Here is a 13,274-nt window from a genome sequence, read left to right as displayed (position 1 = left end):
CGATATTATGTACCTCCTTTCCTCGATTCTTTTTCCATTAATTCAAGCTTATATCCGATCAGTCCATACAACAGCGCTTTGTAGTTTCTGGGCGCTTCGTAGAGCGCTAATAAATCTGATGGGGAATAGTGAAGCTCGTGCATCGCATAGTAGAGATACACGGCTTCTTTATGCCCATCCTTGATTAGTTTTTTGCTTCTTCTTCCAGATCCTCTAATTCATCTTCGAATCCATTAATCTCAATCGCTTTGTTTAACCAGTTCGCGTATTCGCCTCCAACTGAGAGGACGCGTTTCGCAACTTCTACCGGGTCAGCCGTTTTGTAAGCTTCTCGAAGATCTTTTGAACGGAAGTCAGGGTAAACGGTTGATTCAACTGCGATTCGGGCATAAAAGCGTTGGCTGTCTAAATCTTTAACACGGCCTCTGCCTTTGACATTTTTATACGTTGTAGTTTCTTTCTCCAATTCATCAATACGCTCCGTTGTGATCGCTTTAAAAATAAATGGCACGATGTTCCCTTTTTTATCAACAAAACGCTTTGAGATCGGCACTTTGATTTCTTCAGCTTCAATTGTTTTTCCCGGCATAAAAAAGGAAAGATCATATACGTTTTCGTTCTTCTCGCTCATGTAAAAAACTCCCTTGTCTTTTGATTGATTTCATCATGAAAAACAGACCTTTCTGAGAAAGGTCTGCGTATGGCTATTTCAGTTTTGATTAAAACGTGTCAGAAAGCTTTTCAGGGACGTCGAAGTCTTCGAAGGTAAATGGAACTTCTTCCTCTAACGCTTCTGAATCGACATCAAGGCTTGCGATTTTGGCAGAGTCAAAGTTGACGTCGTACAGCGTAACTCGCTCTGTGCCCCGGCCGGAGGATTGATCATCCAGCACGGCTTGGAGTGTGAAATAAGGGTCGCTGCCTTTTTTGACATAGTCCATCATCAATAGCACGAATTTCGATGTGACTTTGTAGAACGTCGCGGTCCCTGTTCCATTTGCCCCTGTTGTTTTATGGCCTGTCATGCGGCGGCCCATAATGTTGACTTCAGACTTGTTTTTCTCAACGTTTGCTTCAAATGTTTTGATGTGCGCCATTTCCTCACCATCGAGAAATAAGCGGCCTTCTTTTCCTGAGATTGTGTTTTGTGCTTTTAATGCCATATTAGTTTACCTCCACATTAAAGTAGAATTTTTCTGCTGCGTCGACAGGCTGTACAGCCAGGTCAATCAAGAAGCCGTCACGGTCTTCATTCATTGAAATTGTGATATCTTCATCGGAATCAAAGCCAGTGATGCCGCCCGCATCCTGAAGCGTTGTCATGTATTGCGTGATCATCGTTTTTACATACTGAAGGCCGTCTTCAGACGCCGGGATATCGCTCCCGCTGCCTTTTCTTGATTTAATTAAGGCTTTCAGCTCGCGTGTTAAATCATTATTCACAGCATCCAGGACACGAACGATTTTGTTTTTCGCAAATTTCTTGTTTTTCTCAGCTGTGAACGTCACGAGTGAGTTAATATCCTTTTCTACACTGACGGATTTATCGCGGGCGTCGAATGTGAATAAAAATTCGCCTTTGCCCAGACGTTCAACAATCGTGTCGTGGTCAAGGCGGTGTAACACATCAACGGCGCCTTCGTACTCTACAAATGTAAGTGATTGATTAAAGGTTGCTCCTGCACTCGCTCCAGCTACCCAAGCTGTTGCTTTGTCCGGTGTAACTTCCGTGCCATCTTCCAGCAGGACACCTTCTGTTACGTTGATGATGCCTTCGTAGTCACCGGCATAATTGGCTGTGACGCCTTGTACTTTTTGTCCTTGGCCGTCGCGCAGGCGTTTAATGAAAGCAGCAAACGTCGCCTTTAGCTGGTCGCCTTCCGCAACAGGCAGCGCAATCACATCAAAGCTCTCCGTTTCAGCAGCGGCTAAGAAATCTGTATAGTCGGAGTTGACAGGGGCTTTATCCGTACCGCCGGATAAACGGATTCCAGCGGTTGCATTCAGCGTTTCACCGGCAGTGTCTCCTTCTGATCCAGTGAGAGGAATCGTTGAAGAAAGATCGCCAGTTCCGGTAAAAGTGACATAGCCGTTAGCTGTTAATTCTTCAGCCTTTTTGACGGTCTGTTTGTCAACCTCTGATTCGTCCATATATGTTGTCACGTCGAAAGAATCAGCATCCAGCACATTTTGATTGACGCGGATGATAATATCATTACCTTTGGTTCCGCCATATACCGCAGTCGCTTTAACGCCTTCAGCAATATCAGCAGACGCTCGGACGCCTTCGGTTAGACGGTACATCAATACCGTTTTCGCGTTTTTCTTCGCTTCACGCAGCAGCAATAAAGACGGGTCATCAATGCTGAGACCCACTTTTTTGTTTAGGTCTTCAACGCTTGAAATGGAGACGAACGTTTTCGCTTCGCCCCAGCTTGATGCGACCGGAAGTGCGACTGTTCCCCGTTCACTGAGTGATACCCGCTCCTGTGCCGTTGTTTTAAAGTTAAAATAAATGCCTGCACGTTCTTTTTCTTTGCCTGTTGTAAATGTTCCGCCATTCATGATGACATGACCTCCTTGGTTAGAAATGTTTGAATCAATTGATTGGCTTCTGATTTCGTCATACGTGTTTGATCCACGCCAAATAAAGCCCCCTGAAGAATATCCGGCTTAACACCGAACAGTTCCTTCGCGTGCTTAATCAAATCCGCTGTATCAAAAAGAGCTTCCCGGCTCTCCGTATGTACAGCCTTCTTCTGTTGTTTATTCTTTGCCACCGCTTATTTCACCCCGCTGTTCATGTCGATATCCTGTAAGACAGGCTGTTCTGTTTTGTGATAATAATATCGGCTGCTCCACCTGATCACCATGACCGCCTCGCCCCTGTCTCCTACCCTTGTCTCAATTCGTGTAACGCGAACCATATCCCCCGTTTTCTCGCCGGATTCACTGAGCAGCGGAACCATGTTTCTCGCTTCTCTGATGGCATCCGCGAGCCTGTCCGCTTCATCCAGCGCCTGAACGGAGTCATGATGAAACAGCTTCACATTGAGACTGTAGGTTTTTTTAAATGTGGAGACCGTATCTGTTTCTTCGAAAACAGATGGCGATGGGACATATAACGACGGCACCTGAAAGTGATCAGGAAGCTCGCGTTCATAAATGGGAACAGACCACTGGCTGTACAAAAATGCCATGATCGATCCTGTTTCACTGTTCATCCTGCTCCTCCTTTACAGCTTCTTCAGCCACTGGCGCAGTTTGCTTTCCAGCGATTTTTCAAACAGCTGTTCATATAAAAGCAGCGCATGATCCCAGTAGCCCGTGCCCGGGATCCATTTTCTCTTGAGCGCCATTCCCGTTGAAGCCGCGGGATCATAAATAAACTGCGAACCTTGAAAACGTCCCGGCACCCATCTCACATCTTGTTTTGACGTCCAATGGCCGTCATTCAGGAATGAGGCGTAATCAAGCTGTGTACCCACCTCAAGCGAAAGACCGCCGCTTTGCGCAATCCAGAGATTGTCCTTTGTGCCTCTTTCGAACGAGCGGAACAGTTTTTCTGTATTAACCGTTTGTGTGCTGATGAGCTCAGATTGGACGATCTCCAGAAAATCTTGTCCGCACTCCTCAAGCCACCGGGTCGCCTGTCGGGAAAAGCCGCCCGAAGCCGCTTCTATTAATGCCGCGTTTAGCTGTTTCAATCCCGCTATTTTCATAGGCTTTCATCCCTGACTGCGATGACTTCCCAATGATGATGTCTAATTCTTTTCGGCAGCTTTAGTATATATTGATGATTCTCCCAAATGATTTTATCGTTTACGCGGATATCCGCTGACAACGGAAAATGGACGAGAAAGCTGTGATATACAGTTTGATCCGGCTCCTCCTGAACCAGCTGCTGCGTTTTTTCGGTAAAATAACAAGGGACATCTTGTTCATCGGGTGTCTCCGGATATGAAGTCACCGGCTGCAGTCTGTCTGCCGGAATACCAAATCGGCCTGCAGATGGCGCTTGCGCTGCTTCATGATAAATGTCACAGCGATGAATGAGCATCTGCTGATAGCTCATAAAGACCTCACCTTCAGTCTGGAGGATTCAGGGACGTAGCCCGGCGTGATAAACTCTTCGAGCAAATGATACACCTCTGGCCGCTGAATCCCGCCTTCTCCGGAAACCGTGTAGGAATAATCCCCCATTTTCTCAGACTGATAGCTTGATGAGGCAGATTCATCGCTGTTGACAAGCGCAAAATACTGGGCAAGCTTTACTAAAGCCAACTTCACCTTACCGGGCAGCGGATCATACAAGCTATCTTCAAAGCGGTGGCCCGTGATGAGAGCCGCTTCTGCCTCCGCCTCGATGATATCCTGCGCCAGCAGTTCTTCAGGCCTGTTCTTCACCCGATCATAGACCGAATAGGAGGCTACGTCAGTCGGTTCAATGAGCATGAGCTGGCCACCCCGTTTCTATTATTCTTTTACGTTAATTAATTTCGCGCAGGCATCCTCTTCCTCGAACTTGCTGTCGAGCTTGGCTGTTAAGACAATAATGAATTTACGGGAACGGATGTCTTTGTCGACTTCAATTCGGATATTGCGAGAGAAGCCGAGAATGATATTTTTCGGATGTGTGAGAATGATATCAGAAGCGTCATATTGCGCGTCTCCTTCACCGACTGTGTACGGCTGAATATTGGATACCCCTTTGACCGGCACGCCGAATGCTGTTGACAAGCCGCCCTGAACAGCCTGGTCCCCAAGGTTTGTCTGGCGGTCCGCCACGCGGTCCTTCCATTCAACTTCTAAGCCATGTGACGTATAGAATCTGAATTCCTGAGGGATGCGCAAATATTTCGGCGGAACTGCTTTTAAGCCTTTTTTGAATGTCGCTCTGGACAGTTCTTCACCGTTCATGTCAACGATATGGGAAACCGCCTGTTTGCGGATGCCGTCCAGCTGTGCCAGATATGGATCAGCTGATGCTGTATCGCCGTTTACAATCAGCTCCTCAATATCAACGGCTGCGCGCTCTGCTAAAATTTGCATGATTGTCTGCTGCAGGCCGTCTTTTTCAATGTTGTTTTCGAGTGTGTCATACGTAATGTTAATTTCCGCAATGACTTCCTTCGTGTTTAGCTGGACCGTGCTTGTCGTTGGAACTGTCAGCTCGTCGTTTGACAATGCTTTTCCTTCTTGCGCAGCCCGCAGAATACGCTGGCCGAAGCCGATTTTCTCAAATTTTTGCGAGTCGTTTTCCATTTGAATCACGCGGGATTCACTAAAGATGGTCGGCGTGTTTTGCACCATGCGGATAAAAGCCGATGCTTGCGCAGGGTTCATAAGCCCGCCGCTTTTTAAAGCAGAAAGCGACATTTCCGCTTTCCGAATGATCTCTTGATTTCTCAATTGATTTCCTCCTCCTTGACTGGTTTTACAGCAGTCCGCTCCAGATTGATTTTTTGACTTGCTCTGTATTGCCGCCCGTATCGTCCGCTGTCTGCTTAGACGCGCCTCGCGCTTTTTCCAAAGCTTCGATTCGTTCGATCAGCGGGGCAAGCATGTCCTCAACGAGCTTTTTCAGACGCTCGTCATCACCCGTCTGCTCCGGCTTTTCCTCCGTGTCTGTGTTTTTTTCAATCCGCTCAAGCCGTTTGAGCAGAGGGTAAAGCGCATGCTCAAATGATTCTTTCATGTCTTCTTTTCTCATTTCTTCAGTCTCCTTCCCTGTTTTGTCAGCAAGCATTTGCTTGAATACACTGAGGAATCCCGCTTTTTCAACCGGTTCTTCCTCATACACATCTGCAGTGCCCGCCATGCTGTAGCCGGTGATGATTCCAGCCTTGATCTGTTCCCACACCTCGTCTGACGCTCTTGTCACGAGCACCCATGAGCCCTTTGTAATCCGCTTTGACCCGATCATAAAATCATCGGGCGCTACATAGGATTCGACCACGACGCCGGTTCCGCCCTCAAAGCTGTGATTGATATCAATCTCCCGTGCTTCAGCGAGAAAACCGTGCGCTGCTTTTTCAATTTCCTCGGCGGTCATAAAATCACCGTGGGCATCAGAAACATTAGGCTCATACACGATTCCGTACACGAGCTTTTGTTCATCCTGCTCACTTTTTGTAAACAGCCGAACCTTTTTTTCAAATGACGGAGGTCCGGCTGATTTCGTAAAGAAAAATTCAGTCTGGTTAGCCGCCTTGTCCACATAACTGACAAAGCTGATCTTGGCATTCCTTAATTCGCGCGCCACCTGCTTGATTCACCTCCCTTCAGGACGTTTTGATGTCTTCGATGCTTTCTTTCAGCTCCTGCATGAGCGCAGTCAGGTTTGTCTTTTCCGCATCCTGTCCTGCGGGCCGTTTATAAATGTCCTCAGGCCACTCCTCCAGCGTTTTTCCAAGCACCCGTCCGGCAAGGTCGCGTAAATCATTCGGCGAGACCGCTCCGGCTGTAATAAAAGGACCGAGCACCTTCGCAATCTCAAGCGGATCACGAAAGTCCGGTCCTTTTAATGTCAGCCTGACGTCATGGATATTCAGCTCCGGCAAAAGCAGCGTATTCAGTTTATTCACGAGCGTTTTTCGCTCCGGCTGAAAGACCTGCTCCTCCGTAATTTTTCTCGCCGTATCCGCTGTCGCCCGGTTGTATTCCTGGGCCTCGCCTGTATACAGCGGCGGGAGGCGGAACGCCGAGCGCAGCTTATTTCTGCTTTTTTCATCGTATTCAAGAAACAAGGCGTCGTTTTGCAGAATTTCCGCCAAGGATTTGATTTCCACAGAAACCGGCGTAATATCCTCGCCTCCGTGGAGATCCTTTTCTTTTGCGATTCCTTCCGCTTCGATCAGGAGAAATTTATGGGCGTTTTCAACGCCTTCAAGATCATTCATGTATTCCTGCAGCTCTCGGTAAGAAGCTTCTGACAGCATCCCGTTTTCCACTGTAATCGCAGCGGGGACGTGGCGCCCCTGCTTAAAATACATAAAATTGAGTTCTTCTGCTTTTCGGGCTCCGTATAAATTGACAATATTGCCGATCCAGCGGGGCACACCGTATACGCCGCTTCCGATTTTGAGATGAATGACTTCATTCGCTTGATGCTTCTCTGCCAATGTGTTTACATATTCACCAGTGCGCATATCCATTTTTCGCGGATCGCCGTATTCTTTAAAAAATACTTTCTTTCCATTGATCATCTGCACATATTTTCGGAAGCGTTTTTGCCTTTTGATCCTTTTCATTTTCCCGTTTTCTTCATATATAAATGAGACCTCAACAGGCTCACCGGCTCCGCATACACGCATATATTTCACATCTAAATATTCGATGCCGGCCGGTTTTCCCGCCCCGTCGCGAAGCACTTCCATAAAGCCGTTGCCTGTTTTTTCTCTGTCTTCGATGGCATAGCCTAAAATCATTTCAGCTGATTCATCAAAGTGAAGACATTTATAAAAGGCTTCGAGTCTGGCCCAGTCTTTTTCCGCTCTTTTCTTTTTTGCCTGATCGACATCACTCGCGTTGACATCAAATGTGTACTCAACATCGAAGCCAAAACCCGTAATATTCACTCTGTACGCATCAATGCATTGCTGCAGAATGGTCGAGTATTCGGCAATGGTTTTGAGCTCGAGGATATTATAGGGAGGAGCGATAATGTCCTCTCCGTACAGCTCAGAAAAGTCATCTTCATAGATTTGCTTTGTCTGAGGAGCGGCGGCATTGGCTTTAAATACAGTTGCTCTGACTGTTTGATTGTGCATGATTTATGACCTCCTCCTTTCTCGGTTCGGCCGGATTCGTTTGTGTGCTGTCTCTTTCATATCAGCAACCTCATAATCATCAAGTGCATACCAAATGGCAGAAAGCGTATGCGGGTCAATCGTAAATTCATCCTCTATCAGAGCCCCGTTTTTATCTTTAGCATACGTCAGCGTTTTGAGCTCATAGATGACATTTTCACAGCGGTCCGAACAGAAGATTTTTTTGAACCGTTTTACCTTTTTGGTATATTGAAGCCTCGAGCCGGGAAATTTTCTGGCTCCAACCATCCGAAAGCCCTGCTGGCGGAAATATTGGATGCTTTTCGGCTCAGCCGAGTCGGCTTTGATCAATTCCTGTGTATCGATAAACTCACGAAGCTCCTCAGCCGTCCTGTCATCTGTCATTTTGTTTTGATAATACTCCCAATAAATGTAGAGATATTTTTTTTCAGGATCGACAGCAAGCCGGACGACGGCATTATAGGATTCCTCGAATCCAAAATCCATGCCTGTACGAAAGATTGGCTTGCTGATGGCTGCGATAGATTCATTTACTTGATCATGCGGGAGCACCTCGAACTGCGGCAGCACCCTGATCCCGTTGACGCCGAATCGTCCTTTGCGGGCAACCCGGTACAGGTCGGGATCATACTCTTTGAGTCCGTCAAGCTGTTTCACATAGCTTTCCGGGAGAAAAAGATTGTCGTTAGCGGTGGAATGGTGGTAATACGTATCACCCTTCACAATCGTCCGCTTTTCATAAAGCTCGCTGTCGTCCAGCACAAACCGTTTATTGCGTTCATCTCGAAAAAAATGCCGGTACGTCCAATTGGAGGTGCCGACGGGATTGGTGGTACAGATCATATGAAGCTTCAGCTCAGGATGGCGAAGACGTCCGATTAATTCCTTGAATCCCTCATACTTCACCTCTGAGCACTCTTCAATCCATATTAATGAAATGTTATGAACCGATTTTAATTTTGCCGGATTGTCCATGCCTTTGAACATGATCCGGCTGCCATTTTGAAATCGCAGCTGCAGCGGGGAAGAAAGGGCTGCCACAGCTTTTGTCAGACCGAGCTCTTCAATCACCTCTTGAAACAAGGCGAAGGTCGAATCCCGATGGGTATCAAACACCTCGCGGATGACAAGGGCCGTCCGTTTTTCCTTCAGCAGCTTTAACACGATTTTCAATGCGGTATGATAGCTTTTGGATGAGCCGTAGCCGCCGACGAGAAACTGGTACGTCTGCTCCCAATTGAACACGTAATCTTCGAAATGTGGGTTGATTTCTTTTACAATCATGACTTGCGCTCTTTTCGTTTGATCATAATTTCAATCGGCTCTTGGCTGTCATCTGTTTTCTCCGCTTTTTGTTTGGCAAGCTTCAATTTCTCATTTTCAATTTTTTGTTTAAATTGATCTGGAAACAAATCAAAATATAAGGATAGCTTCTCAAGCGCCTTCATTTTATCTGCAAGCTTGATGGCAATGCCTTCTTTGCCAAGCTTTGCTTCCGTCACGATGGTGCCGTCAACGAGCCCGGAGTCTTTGACATCGACAAAGCTGATTTCCTTCATAATCGGATTATCATCTTCATCAAACAGCGGACCCGATTTCCCGACTGCCTGGACCTCTTTTTTTCCAAAGGTCACATAGTCCGTAATATCCGCAAACGCGATCTTGATATAAACCTGCAGCACATCCATTGCTTCAATAAACATCTCGTTGACCATTTCTTTTTTTATGCGTCTGATTTCAGCAGCGACCTTTTCATTTTTTAAGAGCCGGCTCCCCGTCACATGAGCGCTGTCCGGAGAATAGCCCGCTTTGATTGCTGACTGCGTGGCATTGAAGCTTTTGACGTAATACAGGCAAAACAGCCGCTGGCGTTCATTTAATTCATCGTTGTCTATCCGGCGCTGTGTTTGTTCGTTTTTGGACGCAGAAAACAGGGCCTCTTTCCATTTGTCTTGTTTTTTCCAGAGGCCGATTGTTTTCGCGGAAACGCCGATGGTGTCCGCGATCGCCCGATTTGTGATCTTTCCTTGATGTTGTTGATAGATTGCTAATGCTTGTTCGCGCTGTTGTGTTTTCATGCTACGGCATCACCGCCACCTCCAGCATGGTTGTTTATTCATAAAAGCGGCTGATTATCCCATCCGCTTATGTGTCATGCTCTATTCACTTATAGGTGGCAAACGTATGACAAGCTTTCATGCAAGTGATCGATTCAATTCTTCCTGCTGTCTTTGCATCTTTCCAATCGCCCGTTTGATCGTCGTTTGCACTGTCGATTTTTTTACGCCGAGAAGATCAGCGATCCGTTCATAAGAAAAACATTCTACCTTGTGCAGCAAAAACATTTCTTTTTCTCTGTCCGTTAACAGGGCTAATGCTGCTTGAATTCTCTCTCTGTCTTCTTCTGATACCTGTCCGTCCGGCTCAAACATCATAGCGCTGGAAAATGATTCGATGATTCTCGGATCCTTAATCATAAGCCGCTGGTACGCATCACGCCGGTCAATCGCCCGTCTGATGCCGGGCTGTCTTCCTTTTTCAAGCCATTCTGTTACATATTCAAGATCAGTAATTATATTTCTGATAATTTTTTTATCCTTCAGCTCTTCAGCTGAGAGCACGGATTCATCTGCCTCAGCGAGCGGTTTATATTGTGTTCTTGTTTGTTTGAGCGTGCGTTTATATTCAAATAGTAAGTCTTGCATTCTATGATCCTCCTCATTTTTGGAAATAAAAAACGGACACCAATCAACGCACAAATGCTGTGCAGTTGATCAGTGTCCGCAGGCTTTCCGTCTTGGACGTATTCTGTTTTCGCTTTAATTTAATTTGTAGCCGATTTCAAATTCCACACGGGCAAGGTCGCCCTTTCTTGTTTCAACGAGCGTTTTTCCATGCTCCGGCGCTTCTGTAATCCATGCTTCTTGCTTGATCCCATCCACAATAATGACACGGATTTTTCCGTCTTCCAGCTGGCTCCCCAGCGTGATGGAATCAATATGCAGCAGTTTTTTAGGATGAATCATGTTTCTTTTCCTCCCTTTTTCGGTGCAGCGCTTGCTTCGGCTTTTTCTAACAGCTGAATGATGCGCTCCTTTGAATGAACAGCATTTCCCTTCAGAAAATCAAGAGCTGCTTTAGACGCTTCCAGCAATTCAGGCGCAGCGGCCATCAAAGCGGCATTGCTTTTTTGCGAATAAGAGCTGAGGTCAAATACAGCGGCAATCAGCCGCCCGTTTGAATACGGAAATCTTTCTTTTTCTTCTTCACTGTAAGCTGAATAAATATAGATTGGTTTTGTATCCCCGCACGGGACAGCATGCCACGGCGCAGGGCTTTTCTCTGTCTGTTTTGTTTTTTCCAACACTTTCACTTCCCGTCATCCTTATACCATTGTTCAATGTTTTTTTCTGTTCGCTTTGCCCGAAACAGCAAAGCGATCAGGGCAGTCAGCTGTTTAATCACGGACATTCAGCCTCGCTTTTCCCGCTGTCAGCATTTGCTCCAGCTTTTGAATGACAGGCGTTAAATCAGTGCCGGACCTGCAGTTCGGACATGGATGAAAAACGACTCCAATCCCTGTATGCTCCACAATGACTTTCTTTGTCTGACAAAGCTTGCACATTATCTGACGCCCTCCAATCTATGGTTCAGCTCGTAGGCTGCCCCTTTGATAATCACTAAATAGTCACTGCACATTTCGTAGATTCTCGTGCCGAGCGCTTCATCGATCCGTACAAGTGCTTCAATTGTCAGCTCGCTCGAAAGCAAAATCGGTTTATGATTTAAGTAGCGGTAGTTGAGTACCGAATACATTTGCTCTAATTGCCAATCTGTAGCGCGGGGTTTGCCGTTAACCGGTTTAAACAGATCATCTATGAACAGCACATCCGCTTGCTTCATCCGGTTCAGCTTTGCTTCTAATAGGTCAAAGTCATTTTTCAGATCGGTAAAGCCCTCCACAAACGGAAAATAAATGACAGGCACATAGCAAGTTCTCATTAATTCATTGGCAGCGGCGGTCAAAAGGTGCGTTTTCCCTGAACCGGGCTGTCCTAGAAGGGCAATGCTGTTTTTCCGGCAATCCTTGATTTGTCCATAATCCGCCACATACTCTTTAGTACATTCAAACGCGTCTTTTATGGCCTGCGGCTTTCCCTCCGTGCGGAATTCCTTGAAGCCCAGCTGTCTGAAAGCGTGAGTAATCTCACTTGCCCCCAGCAGCCGCTTCACTTTCCGTTCTGCCATGCAGCTGCACATCGTCCAGACTTCCAGGCCATTCTGCCTGACGAGATAACCTCCCTGGTCCTTGCAGCGCAGGCAATCATACCGGCCTGCGTCTAATTCGGCCGGTTTGTCCGCCAGTAATGGACGTCTCCCTCTTCTCAGCTCGTTTAAAATCTGTTCGATTGTTCGTTTTGTCATGTTTTTTCATCCTCTCATGCTGAATTGCAACATTCTTTTTGGCTTGCTGCGCGTTAAATCGGTCTTCAATGAATTTCGAGCAGTAGCGAAAGGCCTTGATTGTTTCTGAAGCGGAAGTCCGCCGGTTTTCAAAAGCTTGAAAGCATTCCTCAAGCCATTTGATTGTTTGCGTTACAGGAACGCCGATAGCAACAATGCGGGCGATGGCTTGATAATCTCTTGAGGAAGGATACACGGTGCGTCCTTCTTGAGCCGACCGTAATTCTGTAAACCGCTTCGCAATGTGATCTACTGCCTCATCAGCAGCAGTATATGTGTTTGTTTTATCTTTATCTGTGCGGTCGCTTGTGTCCGGTGTCTGCGGCGAAAATGACCGTTCTTTTATACTCCGGTGCACAGTTTTGTCCGATCTGAAGGCGAATTTTTTGGAATGCTTGACCGAAATCACCAGTCCGTATGGCGCACGGACTGCCTTTATGTACTCATGGGTTTCGAGAAGCTCTAGCCACCTTCTGACGGTTTTTTCACTTACACCGAAGACTGCCGCCATTTCTCTCGCTTTTAATGGCTTATGGCCGAGTACGATGCCCCAGCTTACGCCGTCTTTTTCGATTTCTTTTGTTGTTGAGCTGATAAACCAGAGAAACAGCCATAGTGCCGGTCCGATTTTGTCATAATGTTCTGAATTCAATAGTCCTGAATACATCGGAAAAGGATAGCTTTTATCGTTTTTCATTGTACGCCGCTTCTCCTTTTAACATCATGTATGCTTGAAACTGCTCTTGCGTTTCAAAGTGGAACACCGGAAGGCCGCATGCCGTAAACGAAATGGTGCCGCCGGATTGTCCGAGATGGCGCTGATCTATGGGATTTTCACTAAAAACAATTTGGATTGGATACATGTGATCACTCTCCTGATCTGTTTTCGATACATTTCGTATCAACTGTTACCAAGTATAAACGATACAATCAGTATCATCAAGTTATTTTTGATACTTTTTTTATCATAACTTTATTTTGATACATATTGTATCTATAATCATAAGTAACTTAGGG

The 13,274-nt window shown here is 46.4% G+C and carries 21 protein-coding genes; all 21 read right to left on the bottom strand.

All coding sequences use genetic code 11. The features are described 5' to 3' along the window. Positions 1 to 5 precede the first annotated feature (5 nt). Entirely contained in the window at positions 6 to 143 is a 138-nt protein-coding gene (locus tag CDO84_RS05930) for a hypothetical protein (RefSeq protein ID WP_082033017.1), read from the bottom strand. 41 nt (positions 144 to 184) lie between these two features. Beyond that, entirely contained in the window at positions 185 to 631 is a 447-nt protein-coding gene (locus tag CDO84_RS05925; protein ID WP_014663652.1) for a phage tail assembly chaperone, read from the bottom strand. 88 nt (positions 632 to 719) lie between these two features. Beyond that, the gene (locus CDO84_RS05920; protein ID WP_003232677.1) at positions 720 to 1,163 is read right to left on the bottom strand and encodes a phage tail tube protein; all 444 of its coding nucleotides are present in this window, start codon (positions 1,161 to 1,163) and stop codon (positions 720 to 722) included. 1 nt (position 1,164) lies between these two features. Continuing rightward, positions 1,165 to 2,565: a phage tail sheath family protein gene (locus tag CDO84_RS05915; protein WP_040083369.1), complete on the bottom strand. Its 1,401-nt coding sequence runs from the start codon at positions 2,563 to 2,565 to the stop codon at positions 1,165 to 1,167. Next, positions 2,562 to 2,780 (bottom strand): YqzN/YkzM domain-containing protein, encoded by a 219-nt coding sequence (locus tag CDO84_RS05910; protein WP_003220589.1) that lies wholly within the window; start codon positions 2,778 to 2,780, stop codon positions 2,562 to 2,564. Before CDO84_RS05910 ends, CDO84_RS05915 begins: the two co-directional genes overlap by 4 nt. Before the next feature lie 3 nt (positions 2,781 to 2,783). After that, complete coding sequence (locus tag CDO84_RS05905; RefSeq protein ID WP_040083370.1) at positions 2,784 to 3,224, bottom strand: phage tail terminator family protein; 441 nt, start codon at positions 3,222 to 3,224, stop codon at positions 2,784 to 2,786. Positions 3,225 to 3,236: 12 nt separating this feature from the next. Further along, a complete protein-coding gene (locus CDO84_RS05900) occupies positions 3,237 to 3,722 on the bottom strand; it encodes an HK97 gp10 family phage protein (RefSeq protein ID WP_014663648.1) in 486 nt (161 codons plus the stop codon). Then, a complete protein-coding gene (locus tag CDO84_RS05895; RefSeq protein WP_040083371.1) occupies positions 3,719 to 4,075 on the bottom strand; it encodes a YqbH/XkdH family protein in 357 nt (118 codons plus the stop codon). Before CDO84_RS05895 ends, CDO84_RS05900 begins: the two co-directional genes overlap by 4 nt. Beyond that, on the bottom strand, positions 4,072 to 4,455 hold the full coding sequence (gene yqbG, locus CDO84_RS05890) for a protein YqbG (protein ID WP_040083372.1): 384 nt from the start codon (positions 4,453 to 4,455) through the stop codon (positions 4,072 to 4,074). Before yqbG ends, CDO84_RS05895 begins: the two co-directional genes overlap by 4 nt. A gap of 21 nt (positions 4,456 to 4,476) precedes the next feature. Then, complete coding sequence (locus CDO84_RS05885) at positions 4,477 to 5,412, bottom strand: phage major capsid protein (RefSeq protein WP_003232690.1); 936 nt, start codon at positions 5,410 to 5,412, stop codon at positions 4,477 to 4,479. Positions 5,413 to 5,437: 25 nt separating this feature from the next. Then, positions 5,438 to 6,265, bottom strand: coding sequence for an XkdF-like putative serine protease domain-containing protein (locus CDO84_RS05880; RefSeq protein WP_040083373.1), 828 nt, complete (start codon positions 6,263 to 6,265; stop codon positions 5,438 to 5,440). Positions 6,266 to 6,284: 19 nt separating this feature from the next. Next, positions 6,285 to 7,772 (bottom strand): phage portal protein, encoded by a 1,488-nt coding sequence (locus CDO84_RS05875; protein WP_040083374.1) that lies wholly within the window; start codon positions 7,770 to 7,772, stop codon positions 6,285 to 6,287. Between the two features lie 3 nt (positions 7,773 to 7,775). After that, positions 7,776 to 9,077, bottom strand: a complete 1,302-nt coding sequence (locus tag CDO84_RS05870; protein ID WP_040083375.1) for a PBSX family phage terminase large subunit — start codon at positions 9,075 to 9,077, stop codon at positions 7,776 to 7,778. After that, the gene (gene xtmA, locus CDO84_RS05865) at positions 9,074 to 9,871 is read right to left on the bottom strand and encodes a phage terminase small subunit (protein ID WP_040083376.1); all 798 of its coding nucleotides are present in this window, start codon (positions 9,869 to 9,871) and stop codon (positions 9,074 to 9,076) included. Before xtmA ends, CDO84_RS05870 begins: the two co-directional genes overlap by 4 nt. 117 nt (positions 9,872 to 9,988) lie before the next feature. Continuing rightward, positions 9,989 to 10,498 (bottom strand): sigma-70 family RNA polymerase sigma factor, encoded by a 510-nt coding sequence (locus tag CDO84_RS05860; RefSeq protein WP_014663641.1) that lies wholly within the window; start codon positions 10,496 to 10,498, stop codon positions 9,989 to 9,991. A 114-nt stretch (positions 10,499 to 10,612) separates the two neighbouring features. Next, complete coding sequence (gene xtrA / locus CDO84_RS05855) at positions 10,613 to 10,819, bottom strand: phage-like element PBSX protein XtrA (protein WP_040083377.1); 207 nt, start codon at positions 10,817 to 10,819, stop codon at positions 10,613 to 10,615. Continuing rightward, positions 10,816 to 11,166, bottom strand: coding sequence for an XkdD/Y8K6 family phage-associated protein (locus CDO84_RS05850; RefSeq protein ID WP_014663639.1), 351 nt, complete (start codon positions 11,164 to 11,166; stop codon positions 10,816 to 10,818). Before CDO84_RS05850 ends, xtrA begins: the two co-directional genes overlap by 4 nt. 84 nt (positions 11,167 to 11,250) lie before the next feature. Next, positions 11,251 to 11,418 carry a hypothetical protein gene (locus tag CDO84_RS05845; protein ID WP_014663637.1) on the bottom strand — a complete coding sequence of 56 codons (168 nt, stop codon included), beginning with the start codon at positions 11,416 to 11,418 and terminating at the stop codon, positions 11,251 to 11,253. After that, the gene (locus CDO84_RS05840; protein WP_080478210.1) at positions 11,418 to 12,218 is read right to left on the bottom strand and encodes an ATP-binding protein; all 801 of its coding nucleotides are present in this window, start codon (positions 12,216 to 12,218) and stop codon (positions 11,418 to 11,420) included. Before CDO84_RS05840 ends, CDO84_RS05845 begins: the two co-directional genes overlap by 1 nt. Further along, positions 12,118 to 12,954, bottom strand: coding sequence for a hypothetical protein (locus CDO84_RS05835; RefSeq protein ID WP_040083379.1), 837 nt, complete (start codon positions 12,952 to 12,954; stop codon positions 12,118 to 12,120). The genes CDO84_RS05840 and CDO84_RS05835 overlap by 101 nt, the downstream gene beginning before the upstream one ends. After that, positions 12,941 to 13,120, bottom strand: a complete 180-nt coding sequence (locus tag CDO84_RS05830; RefSeq protein ID WP_003232712.1) for a hypothetical protein — start codon at positions 13,118 to 13,120, stop codon at positions 12,941 to 12,943. Before CDO84_RS05830 ends, CDO84_RS05835 begins: the two co-directional genes overlap by 14 nt. Positions 13,121 to 13,274: the final 154 nt, after the last annotated feature.

Origin of the sequence: Bacillus sp. MD-5, from assembly GCF_002201875.1 — a bacterium.
Taxonomy (GTDB): domain Bacteria; phylum Bacillota; class Bacilli; order Bacillales; family Bacillaceae; genus Bacillus; species Bacillus stercoris.
Note: the sequence above shows the minus strand (reverse complement) of the source record. Positions and strands in the feature narration are given on the sequence as shown.

What these genes read in the sequence shown, in the direction of transcription:
- CDO84_RS05930 (WP_082033017.1), bottom strand. Translation starts at nt 143, where the DNA reads ATGCACGAGCTTCACTATTCCCCATCAGATTTATTAGCGCTCTACGAA.
- CDO84_RS05925 (WP_014663652.1), bottom strand. Translation starts at nt 631, where the DNA reads ATGAGCGAGAAGAACGAAAACGTATATGATCTTTCCTTTTTTATGCCG.
- CDO84_RS05920 (WP_003232677.1), bottom strand. Translation starts at nt 1,163, where the DNA reads ATGGCATTAAAAGCACAAAACACAATCTCAGGAAAAGAAGGCCGCTTA.
- CDO84_RS05915 (WP_040083369.1), bottom strand. Translation starts at nt 2,565, where the DNA reads ATGAATGGCGGAACATTTACAACAGGCAAAGAAAAAGAACGTGCAGGC.
- CDO84_RS05905 (WP_040083370.1), bottom strand. Translation starts at nt 3,224, where the DNA reads ATGAACAGTGAAACAGGATCGATCATGGCATTTTTGTACAGCCAGTGG.
- CDO84_RS05900 (WP_014663648.1), bottom strand. Translation starts at nt 3,722, where the DNA reads ATGAAAATAGCGGGATTGAAACAGCTAAACGCGGCATTAATAGAAGCG.
- CDO84_RS05895 (WP_040083371.1), bottom strand. Translation starts at nt 4,075, where the DNA reads ATGAGCTATCAGCAGATGCTCATTCATCGCTGTGACATTTATCATGAA.
- yqbG (WP_040083372.1), bottom strand. Translation starts at nt 4,455, where the DNA reads ATGCTCATTGAACCGACTGACGTAGCCTCCTATTCGGTCTATGATCGG.
- CDO84_RS05875 (WP_040083374.1), bottom strand. Translation starts at nt 7,772, where the DNA reads ATGCACAATCAAACAGTCAGAGCAACTGTATTTAAAGCCAATGCCGCC.
- CDO84_RS05870 (WP_040083375.1), bottom strand. Translation starts at nt 9,077, where the DNA reads ATGATTGTAAAAGAAATCAACCCACATTTCGAAGATTACGTGTTCAAT.
- xtmA (WP_040083376.1), bottom strand. Translation starts at nt 9,871, where the DNA reads ATGAAAACACAACAGCGCGAACAAGCATTAGCAATCTATCAACAACAT.
- CDO84_RS05860 (WP_014663641.1), bottom strand. Translation starts at nt 10,498, where the DNA reads ATGCAAGACTTACTATTTGAATATAAACGCACGCTCAAACAAACAAGA.
- xtrA (WP_040083377.1), bottom strand. Translation starts at nt 10,819, where the DNA reads ATGATTCATCCTAAAAAACTGCTGCATATTGATTCCATCACGCTGGGG.
- CDO84_RS05845 (WP_014663637.1), bottom strand. Translation starts at nt 11,418, where the DNA reads ATGTGCAAGCTTTGTCAGACAAAGAAAGTCATTGTGGAGCATACAGGG.
- CDO84_RS05840 (WP_080478210.1), bottom strand. Translation starts at nt 12,218, where the DNA reads ATGACAAAACGAACAATCGAACAGATTTTAAACGAGCTGAGAAGAGGG.
- CDO84_RS05835 (WP_040083379.1), bottom strand. Translation starts at nt 12,954, where the DNA reads ATGAAAAACGATAAAAGCTATCCTTTTCCGATGTATTCAGGACTATTG.
- CDO84_RS05830 (WP_003232712.1), bottom strand. Translation starts at nt 13,120, where the DNA reads ATGTATCCAATCCAAATTGTTTTTAGTGAAAATCCCATAGATCAGCGC.